The sequence below is a fragment of the Amaricoccus macauensis genome, from assembly GCF_049800915.1.
In the GTDB taxonomy this organism is placed as follows: domain Bacteria; phylum Pseudomonadota; class Alphaproteobacteria; order Rhodobacterales; family Rhodobacteraceae; genus Amaricoccus; species Amaricoccus macauensis_A.
The window spans coordinates 836952-850259 of sequence record NZ_JBNAFY010000001.1 but is presented as its reverse complement, the minus strand read 5'-3'; the positions used below and the strand labels follow the sequence as shown (position 1 = coordinate 850259).

Annotated in this window: 14 protein-coding genes; 8 read left to right on the top strand and 6 right to left on the bottom strand. The window is 64.0% G+C overall.

All coding sequences use genetic code 11. From position 1 onward, the window contains the following. The first annotated feature begins 85 nt into the window (after nt 1–85). On the top strand, nt 86–1534 hold the full coding sequence (locus ACP15W_RS03850) for a phospholipase D-like domain-containing protein (RefSeq protein ID WP_424931501.1): 1449 nt from the start codon (nt 86–88) through the stop codon (nt 1532–1534). Nucleotides 1535–1536: 2 nt separating this feature from the next. On the opposite strand, the gene ACP15W_RS03845 is transcribed toward ACP15W_RS03850, so the two are convergent. Beyond that, nucleotides 1537–1812 (bottom strand): sulfurtransferase TusA family protein, encoded by a 276-nt coding sequence (locus tag ACP15W_RS03845; protein WP_424931500.1) that lies wholly within the window; start codon nt 1810–1812, stop codon nt 1537–1539. A gap of 122 nt (nt 1813–1934) precedes the next feature. Here ACP15W_RS03845 and ACP15W_RS03840 point away from each other — a divergent pair, with 122 nt between their 5' ends. The 6 genes from ACP15W_RS03840 (at nt 1935) to ACP15W_RS03815 (ending at nt 8344) form a co-directional block, all read left to right on the top strand. Then, nucleotides 1935–2690 carry a cytochrome c biogenesis CcdA family protein gene (locus ACP15W_RS03840; RefSeq protein WP_424931499.1) on the top strand — a complete coding sequence of 252 codons (756 nt, stop codon included), beginning with the start codon at nt 1935–1937 and terminating at the stop codon, nt 2688–2690. A 238-nt stretch (nt 2691–2928) separates the two neighbouring features. Further along, a complete protein-coding gene (locus ACP15W_RS03835) occupies nt 2929–4776 on the top strand; it encodes a FecR domain-containing protein (RefSeq protein ID WP_424931498.1) in 1848 nt (615 codons plus the stop codon). Between the two features lie 193 nt (nt 4777–4969). Beyond that, nucleotides 4970–5998, top strand: coding sequence for an App1 family protein (locus ACP15W_RS03830; RefSeq protein ID WP_424931497.1), 1029 nt, complete (start codon nt 4970–4972; stop codon nt 5996–5998). Nucleotides 5999–6173: 175 nt separating this feature from the next. After that, nucleotides 6174–6935 (top strand): amino acid ABC transporter substrate-binding protein, encoded by a 762-nt coding sequence (locus ACP15W_RS03825; RefSeq protein ID WP_424931496.1) that lies wholly within the window; start codon nt 6174–6176, stop codon nt 6933–6935. Nucleotides 6936–6941: 6 nt separating this feature from the next. Further along, entirely contained in the window at nt 6942–7616 is a 675-nt protein-coding gene (locus ACP15W_RS03820; RefSeq protein ID WP_424931495.1) for an amino acid ABC transporter permease, read from the top strand. Next, complete coding sequence (locus ACP15W_RS03815) at nt 7613–8344, top strand: amino acid ABC transporter ATP-binding protein (protein ID WP_424931494.1); 732 nt, start codon at nt 7613–7615, stop codon at nt 8342–8344. The genes ACP15W_RS03820 and ACP15W_RS03815 overlap by 4 nt, the downstream gene beginning before the upstream one ends. On the opposite strand, the gene ACP15W_RS03810 is transcribed toward ACP15W_RS03815, so the two are convergent. The 5 genes from ACP15W_RS03810 to fumC form a co-directional block, all read right to left on the bottom strand. Continuing rightward, nucleotides 8341–8586, bottom strand: coding sequence for a ribbon-helix-helix domain-containing protein (locus tag ACP15W_RS03810; protein ID WP_424931493.1), 246 nt, complete (start codon nt 8584–8586; stop codon nt 8341–8343). The two genes, ACP15W_RS03815 and ACP15W_RS03810, sit on opposite strands and share 4 nt — an antisense overlap. A 5-nt stretch (nt 8587–8591) precedes the next feature. Further along, nucleotides 8592–8783, bottom strand: a complete 192-nt coding sequence (locus ACP15W_RS03805; RefSeq protein WP_424931492.1) for a DUF4169 family protein — start codon at nt 8781–8783, stop codon at nt 8592–8594. After that, complete coding sequence (gene ypfJ / locus ACP15W_RS03800; RefSeq protein ID WP_424931491.1) at nt 8780–9643, bottom strand: KPN_02809 family neutral zinc metallopeptidase; 864 nt, start codon at nt 9641–9643, stop codon at nt 8780–8782. Before ypfJ ends, ACP15W_RS03805 begins: the two co-directional genes overlap by 4 nt. A 52-nt stretch (nt 9644–9695) precedes the next feature. After that, nucleotides 9696–10301, bottom strand: a complete 606-nt coding sequence (locus ACP15W_RS03795) for a 2-hydroxychromene-2-carboxylate isomerase (RefSeq protein ID WP_424931490.1) — start codon at nt 10299–10301, stop codon at nt 9696–9698. A 126-nt stretch (nt 10302–10427) separates the two neighbouring features. After that, a complete protein-coding gene (gene fumC / locus ACP15W_RS03790) occupies nt 10428–11819 on the bottom strand; it encodes a class II fumarate hydratase (protein WP_424931489.1) in 1392 nt (463 codons plus the stop codon). Between the two features lie 317 nt (nt 11820–12136). Between fumC and ACP15W_RS03785 the strand changes: the two genes are divergently transcribed. Continuing rightward, nucleotides 12137–13165, top strand: coding sequence for a helix-turn-helix transcriptional regulator (locus ACP15W_RS03785; RefSeq protein WP_424931488.1), 1029 nt, complete (start codon nt 12137–12139; stop codon nt 13163–13165). Nucleotides 13166–13308: the final 143 nt, after the last annotated feature.

The following is a 13308-nucleotide window of genomic DNA, read 5'->3' as shown; positions in this document are numbered from 1 at the left end:
GCTTGGCGGGGGTGGATCGCGGGCACTGAGGCGGTTAAGGCTAGGCCTCCGTGCACATACCATCCCCGAAGTAGACGGCGGCCCGATGACCGAAAGCTCCCTGATACGCCCCGGCGAAACGGTTTGGCAGAGCGCGAGCGCCGCGCGCTTTGCCTTCATCGTCGATGCCGCCGACTTCTTCTTCCATGCCAAGCGGGCAATGCTGTCCGCGAAGCACTCGGTCTATCTCATCGGCTGGGACTTCGATGCGCGGATCGAACTCGAGCCCGAGGGTCAGACCCTGGAAGGGCCGAACCAGATCGGCTCCTTCCTCAACTGGCTCTCGAAGGAGCGCCCCGAGGTCGATCTCCGGGTTCTGAAATGGGATGTGGGGCTCCTGCACTCCCTGAGCCGGGGCGAGACGCCGGCCTTCCTGTTCTATTGGCGGATCAGGCAGAGGATAGAGTTGCGTCTCGACAGCGCGCATCCACCAGCTTCGGCCCACCACATGAAACTCTTGGTCGTGGATGACAGCCTAGCGTTCTGCGGCGGGATCGACATGACGGAAGGGCGCTGGGACACGCGCGCGCACGAACCGGGGCGGGACGGGCGCAGGGATCCCTCCGGTGGAGAGGAACTCAAACCCTGGCACGACGCTACCAGTTGCGTTTCCGGGCCGGCGGCACGTCTCCTGGGTGATCTTGCGCGCGAACGCTGGGAGCGGGCCACGGGCGACGAGGTTGTTCCGGTCGATGACACGAACGACATCTGGCCCGAGGGGCTGGACCCGCAGTTCGAGAATATCGAGATTGGGGTGGCGCGGACCATTCCAGAATACAAGAACGCGCCACAGGTATCAGAAGTCGAAAAGGCCACGCTGGCCATCCTCGAGAGCGTTCAACGGACACTCTACATTGAAAGCCAGTACCTCGCGTCGCGGCGGATCGCGGAAACCATGGCGAAGCGGCTGAAAGAGGCGGAAGGGCCGGAGATCGTCGTGGTCTGCCCGCGGGACTCCGAGGGCTGGCTTGAACCCAAGGCAATGGATTCGGCACGCGCCCGGATGATTGAACTTCTGAGGCGGGCCGATCACGATGATCGCTTTCGCATCTACTACCCGGTGAATGCGGGCGACCAGCCGATCTATGTCCATGCGAAGGTCATGATTGCCGATGACCGCGTGTTCAAGGTCGGCTCGGCCAATCTGAACAATCGGTCCATGGGATACGATACGGAATGCGACATTCTGATCGAGGGTGAGACACCGGAAGAGGCCGATCAGATTCTGGCAATGCGCAACGACCTCGTTGCCGAGCATTTGGCCTGCGACGTTCAAGACGTATCGCGCGCGATTGAGAAGGCGGGTGGATCGCTGGTGCGCGCCATCGACGCGCTCAACCCGAAGACGGGGCGGCGGCTCTTGCCGATCCGCACGGAGGAACACAGCTACGACGAGGAAATGCTGGCGGAATCCGACGCGGCCGATCCGATCCGCCCGGTTTCTCCGTTCGAAGCCTTGATGAGCCTGTTCCGGACCTTCCGGCGCAAGCGGTAGCGCTATTGCCGTGGATTGGAGCGCACGCGGATGCGATAGGCCTGCGCGGGGGGCGAGGTGACTTCGCTCACATCGAGCAGTTCATGGCCCTGTTCGGCGCAGAAATGCGGCATGTCGATGCGCGCTGCCGGATCACTTGCCAAGACGCGCAGCACAGTGCCGGGCGCCATGGAAAGAAGCTTCTTGCGCGCGCGCAGGACCGGAAGCGGGCAGAGAAGCCCGGTGGCATCCAGTTCCGCATCCCAGCGGTTGATCTTGTCGATATGATCCTGCGGCATGATCGCGGGCTAGCGTCGGGCGGCGGGCCTGTCCACAGGAAAGTGACGTGCGGAGCAGGTGACGCGGGCGCGCGAACCGTCTACTTTCCCCGGACTTTGAAGTGGATACGGGCGGAGAGCGCATGTTCGGAATAGACCTGTGGGATGCCTCGCTGTTGCCCGCGCTCGCCATTGCCCTGTCGGCGGGGGTTTTGAGCTTTCTCTCGCCCTGCGTGCTCCCCATCGTGCCGCCCTACCTTGCGTTCATGGCGGGATCCAGCATGGAGGAACTCACGGAAAGCGAGAGCGGGGCCGGGGCGCGGACCTTGCAGGTGGCAGTTTTCTTCGTGCTCGGGCTCTCGACGGTGTTCCTGTTTCTCGGGATGGCGGCATCGGCTTTCGGGCAACTGTTATTGAGCCATCAGCGCGAGATGTCGATCGTGGCTGGGCTGGTGATCCTCGTTTTCGGGCTGCATTTCCTGGGCGTTCTGCGCATTCCGCTGCTCTATCGCGAGGCGCGGTTCGAGGCGCAGACCAAGGGCGGTACGGCCTTTGGCGCCTACATGCTGGGGCTTGCCTTCGCCTTTGGCTGGACGCCCTGCATCGGGCCGGTGCTCGGCACGATCCTGTCGCTCGCAGCGCAGGAAGGTTCGGTCGAGAAGGGTATGCTCCTAATGGGTTTTTACGCCATGGGCCTTGGCGTCCCGTTCCTGCTGACGGCGGTCTTCCTGCGCCGTGCGATCGGGATCATGTCCCGGATGAAGCGGCATATGGGGGCGATCGAGCGGACCATGGGTGCACTGCTTGCGGCCGTCGGATTGCTCATGATGACAGGGGCTTTCAGCGATCTTTCGTTCTGGCTTCTGGAGACATTTCCGGTGCTGGGGCAGATCGGCTAGGGCGCGAAAACCGGCCTGCAGAAACAGTATGAATTCGATATGCATTTCGTAGTGTTTTCATACATACGATTTCTCATGATCCCTTAACATCTGCCGCGTGGGCCAGTGCACGAGTTGGCGCACGGTGCGGCAGCGATCCGCGATGAATTCGCGCAGCGCGTGTCGCTTTCTTCGAGAGGAAAACTTTTTCTAAACCATGTTCCGAACAGAAGGAGACCAACGGGTTTCTGGAGTTTCGATGATGCGGTTGAGACAGTTGGTATCGGTCATTGCGGGCCTCGCGGTGCTTATGATCTCGGCCCAGGCCATGGCTTCCGACTGGAGTGCGCAGAAGGTGTTCCAGCCGGTCAGATACACCACCGACAACCAGACCTGGGTCACGCTCGAAGCCGGGATGGACGTGCCGAACGCGGCCTGGATCCACACCGGCCAGCGCGGCCGGGTCATTCTGGGCCGGGAAGAAGAGAAAATCATGTTCGCGCCGAACACGATGGCCGCCATCATGAGCAAGACGACGGGCGGCAAGCGCGAAACCGTGGTCGGTCAGCAATTCGGGCGGCTGCTCCTCGACGTGGAGACGCGCGCGGAACAGCATACCACCGTTCAGACGCCCTATCTCGCCGCGGTGGTGAAGGGGACCCGGTTCGAAACCATCGTCGATGGACGCACGGCCGGGATCAGGGTCGAGCGTGGCTCGGTGGAAGCGACCGATTTCGGCAGCCGCACCCAAGTCGATGTGCGCTCGGGCCAGAGCGTGGCGGTGAATGCAAGCGACAGCGCGCCGCTTTCCGTGAAGGGGCCGGGCGAGAAGGCCACGGTGCGCAAGGCACCGGCAGGCATGGCCGTGCCGCAGATCGCACCGCCTCCGGCCAATCATTCGGGCCAGACAGCAGGTGGCGCCGCAGAGGCGGTTTCCAAAGCGGGCAATGCGTTTGGCGCAACTGCGACGCGATCCGACCGCGACAGCGGTGGCAATGACGGCGCTACGTTCATCGCGAGCGTCAGGACCAAGTTGGCGCAAATGGAGACCGAGCGCCAGGAGCGGAAAGAGAAGGTCCGAAGGGAACAGGAAGAAAAGAAGAAAAAGAAACAGAAGAAGAATTCCGGTGAAGCCGGCGAGACCGGTGGCGATTCCAGTGAGTCGAATGATGGCACGGACAATTCGGACAGCGGCACCGACGAAGGCGACCAGGACTCGGAAACCCCCAATGAGGGGTCTGGTGGGACTGGCGGTGGGACTGGCGGTCAGGGTAATACCGACGAGGGTTCGGATGGAACCGATCAGGGTTCGGGCACGACGAATGACGGGTCCGGCGGTACGGATGGCGGTGGCGATTCCGGCAGCACCAATAGTGGCTCGGGAACCTCGGACGAGGAGACCGGCGGAGGCGATACCGGAGGCTCGGGCGAAGGTTCCGGCGGCGAGTCCGATGACGGATCAGATGACGGGGATGAGGCCGGGGATGGAGACGACGGCGCCGGCGATGACACCGATGGAGGCTCGGACGAAGGCTCCGACGAAGGGGCTGACGAGGGGTCGGATGAAGGCACGGACGACGGGTCGGATGAAACCGACGAAGGCGACGACGGGCCGGAAGCCGATGCGAACGGCAATATCGGCACCGGGAACGACGGCTACAACAATATCGGGAACAACAATACCGGTGACAACAACATTGGTGACAACAATACCGGTGACCGGAACGTCGGCAACAACAACTGGGGCAACGAGAATAACGGCAACTACAATGCCGGGGATCGGAATGTGGGCGACCACAACGTCGGTGACGACAACCAGGGGAACTGGAACTGGGGCAGTCGCAATGTCGGAAACGGAAACTGGGGCAATGACAATGTCGGTGACGGAAAGAACAATCCGCTCTGGGGCATTGGAGGGTCCAACAGCGAAGTAAAGGCTGCGAGCGCCGGGAAGACCGCCAAGGAAAAGGCGACCAAGAAAAACAAGAAAGCCAAGGCGAAATCCAAGAAGAACAAATCCAGCAAGGGCAAAGGCAAGTCCGGCAAGGGTAAGGGCGGCAAGAGCAAGGGTGGCAAAGGCAAGGGCGGCAAGGGCAAGAAGGGCTGAGGCCCCCTCAGCCGAACTTCTGGCATCCCGAAGCGGATACACGCGGATCAGGTCTCACCGACCTGGTCCGTTTTTCGTTCGGGCCCTGGCTGCGGCGGGCGGGTGTGTGCGGTCCCGTGGCGCGGGGCCCGCGCTCTCGCTCCGAATTCCCGCTCGGGCTTGAAGCCGCGCGCACACGGATATCTAAGGGGGCATGTCCTGGAAGATCCTTCTCACCCGCACCGTCTGGCTGATCGAAAGCGCCTTCGACCGGCTGCGCCCCAATGTTCCGCCAGAGGCGGGCGTGATCGAGCCCTATGTCGGGTATTCGACGCCGCAGGGGTTGGTGGCGCGCGGCCGGGTTCTGGTCTCGCTCAAGGGGGCGACACCGAAACCGAACCAGAGTCGGCTCACCAATGCCCGGCAGTTGCTGGCGCGGTTCTTCACGCGCGAGGTTGCGGGCGTGGAGGTGAAGGCCTGCGGGAGCGGGGTTACGACCCGATCGAACGAGGAGGGCTATTTCACGCTCAAACTGCCCGCGGGCGAACATGAGGGGGGATGGGCCGAGATCGAGGCCGAAATCGGAGAGCGCGGTGAAAGCCGGGAGCGCCTGCCGGTTCGGGTGACGGGGCCGGATGCCATTTTCGGCGTGATCTCCGATATCGACGATACCGTGATGCGCACGGGCGCCTATTCGCTTGCGCTGAACCTCTGGACGACCTTCACGGGCAACAGCATGACGCGCGAGGTCTTCGAGGACGCGGTTGCGCTGATGCTGCGCCTGCATGACGGGCGCAACCCGGTGTTCTACGTCTCGTCGAGCCCGTGGAACCTTCATGATTTCCTTGAGGACGTGTTCTCCCGTGCGGGTCTCGTACGGGGGCCGCTCTTCCTGCGCGATCTGGGCATCGGCAAGAGCCAGCTGGTGACCAAGAGCCACGGGGATCACAAGGGGGGAGCCATCGACACGATCCTGGCGGCCAACCCGGATCTCCCCTTCGTGCTCGTGGGCGACACCGGGCAGCACGATGCGGAGGTCTATCTTGAGGCAGCCAAGCGGCATCCGGGGCGGGTGCGGCGGATCATCCTGCGCGCCCCCGGACCGGGTGCGGACGAGAAGGACAAGCGCTTTGCGGCCGAGGCGGCGGCGCTTGGCATCGACGTCTCGATCGGGCGCGACTACCGCTCGCTGATCCGCATCCAGCCCGGAGAGGCGGCACAGCCCGATCGCGCGGCGACGTGAGAGGCAAGCGGCGTGGCGTGGCCACAGTTCGGTGGAATTTACGGCGCACCGCTTGCATGACGGCGGGCGAATAATAGTTGGCGTGTAGAGTTTGCTCGAGCGATGGGCTATCGCTTGGGTGGGCTCAAGACAAAAGCTCACGAAGACCCGCACGTTTCTCACCAAGGAGATCTTAATGTCGACCTCCCGCGCTCTTGCTGCCCTGCTTGCCCTTGCCGTTTCTTGCCCTGCCGCCGCACAGGAGGCGGATCAGCTTCGGGTGGGCATGTCGGGGGGCTATTTCCCCTTCACCTTCGTTCAGCAGGACGAGTTGCAGGGTTTCGAGGTCGACGTGATGAACGCGGTCGGTGAGGAGGCGGGGCTCGAGGTTTCGTTCCAGACCATGTCATTCTCCGGTCTGATCGGTGCGCTCGATGCGGGCCGGATCGACACGGTCGCGAACCAGATCACCATCACGCCGGAGCGGGAGGCCAAATTCGTCTTTACGGAGCCGTATGTCTATGACGGCGCGCAGGTGGTGGTGAAGGCCGGCAACGAGGACGAGATCACCGGGCCCGAGGATCTCAAGGGGCGGACTGTCGCGGTCAACCTCGGCTCGAATTTCGAGGAGTTGCTGCGCGAATTGCCCTATGCGGACGAGATCGACATCCGGACCTACGAGTCGAACATCGGGCAGGACACCGCCTTGGGCCGTGTCGATGCCTTCGTGATGGACCGCGTCTCCTCGGCGCAGCTGATCGCGGAGAGCCCGCTGCCGCTGGCGCTGGCCGGCAAGCCGTTCAGCGAGATCCGCAACGCGCTGCCCTTCCGGGACGACGAGGCGGGCCGTGCGATGCGCGACCGGGTGGACGCGGCCCTCGACGTGCTGCGCGAGGACGGCACGCTGACCGAGATCTCCGAGAAGTGGTTCGGCAGCGACATCACCTCGCCGGAGTAAGCCGCGATGCGGGCCCTCGATCTCGACTACATGCTCGGCCTCGTGCCGGTTCTGCTGAGCTATCTGCCGCTGACGCTCTGGATGGCGGCGTTGGGCATGGTGCTGGCGCTGATCCTGGGCTCGCTGCTCGCCGTGGAGCGGGTCATCAAGGTGCCGGTGCTCGACACCTTCGTGATCCTCTTCATCAGCTTCTTCCGGGGCACGCCGCTCCTGGTGCAGCTTTTCCTGTTTTACTACGGGTTGCCGCAGGTTCTGGCGTTCCTGACCCAGATCAACGGGGTGACGGCGGCGATCATGGGGCTGACGCTCCATTTCGCGGCCTACATGGCCGAGAGTATCCGTGCCGCGATCGTGGGGGTTGACCGCTCGCAGTGGGAGGCGGCGCAGTCGATCGGGATGACCCAGGCGCAGATGATGCGGCGGATCGTCCTGCCGCAGGCCGCGCGGGTGGCGGCACCCACGCTGGTCAACTACTTCATCGACATGATCAAGAGCACGTCGCTCGCCTTCACCCTCGGCGTCACCGAGATGATGGGGGCTGCGCAGAAGGAGGCCGCAGGGAGCTTCCTCTATTTCGAGGCCTTCCTGGTGGTGGCTGTCATCTACTGGATCGTGGTGGAGGCACTCTCGCAGGTGCAGAAGCTTCTGGAGGTCCGGCTCAACCGGGCATTTGCGCGATGATTTCGATCAAGGGGCTCACGAAGCGTTTTGGCGGCACCACGGTGCTCAACGGGATCGATCTGGAAATCCGTGACGGCGAGCGGATCGTGGTGATCGGGCCGTCGGGCACGGGCAAGTCGACGCTGCTGCGCTGTCTCAACTTCCTCGATCGGCCTGAGGCGGGGCTGATCCGGGTGGGTGACATGGAGGTGGACGCGGCCCGCGCGAGCAAGGCCCAGATCCTCGCGCTTCGGCGCAGGACGGCCTTCGTGTTCCAGAACTACGCGCTCTTCGCCAACAAGACGGCGCGGCAGAACATCACCGAGGCGCTGGTGACGGTGCAGAAGATGCCGCAATCCGAGGCGGAGGCGCGTGCAGACGCCATCCTGCGCGAGACCGGACTTGCGGACAAGGCGGGTTCCTATCCGGCGGCGCTCTCGGGCGGGCAGCAGCAGCGCGTGGGCATCGGGCGGGCCATGGCCATCGGGGCCGAACTGATGCTTTTCGACGAGCCGACCTCCGCGCTCGACCCGGAATGGGTGGGCGAGGTGCTCGACCTGATGCGCCGGGTGGCCGAACAGCGCCAGACCATGCTGATCGTCACCCACGAGATGCAGTTCGCGCGCGAGATCGCCGACCGGGTGATCTTCATGGATGGCGGGCGCATCGTCGAGGAAGGGCCGCCGAGCCAGATCTTCGGCAATGCACAGGATGCGCGCACGCGCGATTTCCTGCGCCGGGTGGGCTAGGGACGTTCGGCAACGCTACCATCTCGGCTGCGATACCAGTTCAGCACATGGAGGCGGATGGCGGAAGCGAGACCGCACTCCGTGCCGCGCGCGGCGTCGATTTCGGCGGCAAGCTCGTTGAGCGCACGGCCCTCGGCTGCGGCGATCTCCCGGAAGGCTTGCCAGAAAGCGGGTTCGAGCGAGACGGATGTGCGGTGACCGCGCAGGGTGAGCGAGTGTTTCTGGGGCCGGGCCGGATCCATTCGGTTCACGTTTCCGGTTCGTCCCGATCGCGGGCATGACCGTCGAGGTGGCGTTTGGCGCGGTCGGTTTCGGCGAGGCGCGTGATCTTCTCCGTGCGGCTCTCGCCGGACCTTGCGGCGGCCTCGTCCCCCTTCTTGCGCGCCTGCTGACGGGCGCGCTGCTTGCGGGCGGTGCGGAGGTTGACGACTTTCGTCACAAGTCGCTCGTCGAGAAGGTGTCGCAGGCGCCGGGATCGCCCGAGCGGTAGCCTGCGTAGAACCAGCGTTGGCGTTGTTCGCTGGTGCCGTGGGTGAAGCTGTCGGGCACCACGCGGCCTCCTGCAGCCTGCTGAAGCGCGTCGTCGCCGATGCGGGCGGCGGTATCGAGCGCGCTGCGGATGTCGGCATCGGTAAGCGAGAGGCTTTCGGAGACGGCCCGTGCCCAGATGCCCGAGTAGCAATCGGCCTGAAGCTCGACACGTACCGAGAGCGCGTTCGACTCGCGCTGGCTCACACGGGCGCGTTCGGTGTTCACTTCGCCCAGGACGCCGGTGAGGTTCTGGACGTGGTGGCCGACCTCATGGGCGATCACGTAGGCCTTGGCGAACTCGCCCGAAGAGCCGAGATCCTGCTCCATGACGCGGAAGAAATCCATGTCGAGAAAGACGTTCTGATCGGCTGGGCAGTAGAACGGACCCATGGCGGATTGCGCATAGCCGCAGCCCGAGGTGGTGCCACCGGAAAAGAGCACAAGCGTGGGTTCGGCGTAGTCATAGCCCGATTGCGAGAAGATGTCCGACCAGACGGTTTCGGTCTGGGCGAGAACCACGGCGACGAATTCCTCGTTGCTGTCGTCGATCTCGTTCGGCCCGGAGGGTGCGGAGGACTGCATGGTGCCGCCACCCAAGCCGCCCTGCAGGAGGGGCGTGACATCGACGCCGAGCAGCGCGCCGATCACCACGATGGCCAGAAGGCCGATGCCGCCGACACCGCCCGCGCGGCGCATTCCACCGCGACCCCCGCCGCTGCCGCGGCGGTCCTGGATGTTCCTGCTGGTCCTGAGGCCTTTCCAGCGCATGTTCGTCTCCTCTCGGGGTTTGACGGGAGGGTGTTGCGAAGGAGGGGGGTGGTCAAGGGGATTGAGACGTGGAGCGCGCCCATTCCAGCGCATCTTCGAGCCGGTCGTCCCCCCAGAAAAGCTCGCGGCCCACGGTATAGCTTGGCGCGCCGAAGAGACCGAGGGCCATGGCCTCCGCGCTGTTGGCCTTGAGTTCGGCCTTGCGGGCGGGGTCATCGGCGGCCTGCGCGAGCGTTTCTGGGAGGCCGGCTTCGGTGAGGGCCGCGCGGATGGTCTCCGGGTCTGCGATGTTGCGGCCCTCGGCGAACTGTGCGGTGTAGATCGCTTGGCAGAAGGCGGGGCCCTGCGGGGTTTCGAGGGCGGCGAGCGCCACGCGGGCGGTATAGACGGAATTCTGCGGGAAGGGGTCGGGTTTGCGGAGAGGCAGGCCGCGGGCCTTGCTGCGGCGTTCCATGTCGCGCCACATGTAGGCGCCCTTGGCGGGGTAGATGTTGAACGGGCTGTCGCTCCAACCCTGGGCGGCGAAGATCGGCCCAAGGGGCACGGGGCGCCAAGTAACGCTGACACCGGCTACGGCTGCCATCGCATTGACGCGCATGGCCGAGAGGTAGGAGTAGGTGGAGGCGAATTCGAACCAGAAGGTGAGGGGGAGGGGCATCGTTCTGGTTCCGTCAAACTTCCGGGGTGAAACCCCGGATCGCGCACGCCCCGCCCCCCAAGGCGGGCGCGATTGCGCCCACCTTCGGGCCGAGCGCGACCCTCGGGCTGATTGCGATGCCCAAGGTCACTTCGGGCCAATCATGTCCTTCGGCTGAACCACCTTGTCGAAGGTCGCCTCGTCGACGAAGCCGAGGCGGATCGCCTCTTCCTTCAGCGTGGTGCGGTTCTTGTGCGCGGTCTTGGCGACCTTGGTGGCGTTGTCGTAGCCGATGGTCGGCGCAAGCGCCGTCACCAGCATCAGGCTTTCCCACATCAGCTTCGAAATGCGCTCCTCGTCGGCCTGGATGCCCGCGATGCAGTTGTCGGTGAAGGCACCGGCGGCATCGCCCAGAAGCTGCATGGATTGCAACACGTTGTAGGACATCATCGGCTTGTAGACGTTGAGCTCGAAGTGTCCTTGCGAGCCCGCAAAGCCCACGGCGGCATCGTTGCCCATCACATGGGCGCAGACCATGGTGAGCGCCTCGGCCTGGGTCGGGTTCACCTTGCCGGGCATGATCGAGGAGCCGGGCTCGTTCTCGGGCAGGATCAGCTCGCCCAGGCCGCAGCGCGGGCCGGAGCCCAGGAGCCGCACGTCGTTGGCGATCTTGAAGAGCGAGGCCGCGACGGTCTTGAGCGCGCCGGACATCTCGACCATGGCGTCATGCGCGGCCAGCGCTTCGAACTTGTTGGGCGCGGTAACGAAGGGCAGTCCGGTGATCTCGGCCATCTTGGCCGCGACCGCTTCGGCAAAGCCCACCTTGGTGTTGAGCCCGGTGCCGACGGCGGTGCCGCCCTGGGCGAGGGGGTAGATGTTGTGGAGCGCGGCCGTCACGCGCTTGATCGCCTGCTCGACCTGGAAGGCGTAGCCGCCGAATTCCTGGCCCAGGGTGAGCGGCGTTGCGTCCTGGGTGTGGGTGCGGCCGATCTTGATGATGTCCTTGAAGGCTTCGGACTTCTCGGCGAGAGCGGCGTGGAGCTTGCGCAGGCCGGGCAGGGTGACGTCGCGCGCGGTCATGGCCACGGCCACATGCATGGCGGTCGGGAAGGTGTCGTTCGACGACTGGCTCATGTTGCAGTGGTCGTTGGGGTGGACGGGCGACTTGCTGCCCATCTCGCCGCCGAGGATCTCGATGGCGCGGTTCGAGATCACCTCGTTGGCGTTCATGTTCGACTGGGTGCCGGAGCCGGTCTGCCAGACGACGAGGGGGAAGTTGTCGTCGAACTTGCCCTCGATGACTTCGCCCGCAGCCTGGGAGATGGCTTCGGCCAGCTTGGGGTCGAGCTTGCCTTCCTCGGCATTGACCAGCGCGCAGGCCTTCTTAATGACGCCGAGCGCGCGGACGATGGCCACCGGCTGCTTTTCCCAGCCGATGGGGAAGTTCATGATCGAACGCTGGGTCTGCGCGCCCCAGTATTTGTCGGCGGGAACTTCAAGCGGTCCGAAGCTGTCGGTCTCGGTGCGCGTGGCGGTCATATGCCCCTCCTGCAAAGAATGTCGGGGAACCTATAGCTCCGCAACAATCCGAATACCAATGGCTATTTCAGGACGGATTGTAACTTCCAACAAGAGCTACCGATTGGTAGGAAATGCTCGCGGGAGGTGAAGTCACGAGAGCCGACTAGCGCTATATTTGCCTTATGTTGTTAGAATCCGTGATGCATGCTATTAAATTGATGGGGTGTGATTCCAAATAATTATGAATGGTGGGGAGCAGAGTTACTCTTATGCTCAATACTGCTTGCTATGCAAATCGCCTAGAAATTCTTGATATTATTCGTAGGTCTTCCAATGTGACTGCCGTTGTGCTCGGTCAGGTCGTATTTGATGAATTTAAAGTTGTAGAAGTCGATGCCGCGCTGGCGTTCGGTGAAGATCGCCTTTCGCGCGAGGGGGCCATACAGCTTGCCATAAGGGGACTTTCGCGGATCGGCTCGAGGTGGGTGGGAGAAACCGGCCCGCCCGGTCGGGAGCGGGATGTCTTCGTCGATTCCGGGGCCGGCGAGGTGGGGGCCGCCTGGTTCCTGTCGGAGAAGTGCATGATCGGTCTGTGGCGAAAGCGCATGGAGCGGGTGCCCTTCGTGGCGCTGGTGCAACTCGATACGGACCAGAAGTTCACGGCGGCTCAGCGGGACGTGGCGCGGATCGGACTCATCTATGAGCGCGACAGGCTCGATTGGGCGGCCCGGAACCGCAACGGGTCCGCCGAGCCCCGCCCGCCGGGGATCGACCTTGCCGCCTTGCAACTGGGGCTGGGGCTGATCCTCGTGGACAGGAACCGCAGGGTGATCTCGGCCAACGGTGTGGCGCAGACCTGGCTCGACGGTGATCGTTCGATCTCGGTCCGGGGGGGGCGGATCGTGGCGGAGGACAGCCGGTCGAACAGGCGGTTGGCGGATGCGGTGCGGATGGCGTGTTCCGGGCGACTGGAACGCGAGAACGTGCTGCTGCTGGGGCAGGCGGGCGCAGCACGACCCGACGTGATCTACTGTCTGCCCTACCAGTCGAAGTCGGATCACGCGCTGCTGGCGGTCTTTGGTGCGCGGGGCGAGTCGTCCGAAATGACGAACCTGCTTCTGTGTGCCTTCGGGCTGACCCATTCGGAGCGTCGGCTTGCGCAGCATCTGATTGCGGGCCGTTCCCTCAAGGATGCCGCGAGCGAATGCAACATCACGCTTTCGACCGCGCGGAGCTACCTCAAGCGGATCTACTGCAAAGTCGGCGTCAACCGGCAAAGTGAACTGGTGGCGATGGTGAACGGGCTGGTGCCGCCCTATCTGCCCGACTACCAGCCGGATCTGGTGGAGGCCTTCCAGGCATAGTCCTTCCGAGCGACGCCCTCCGGAAAGCAGGCGGGCGACCGCGGGATGCGGTCGCCCTTGAAAGGCCCGGTCAGGCCAAAATCGGCAAGTGTTTTCGCACTACGAGATAGCGTTTTGGCCTCTGCGTGGGTTTGAGCGGGGAC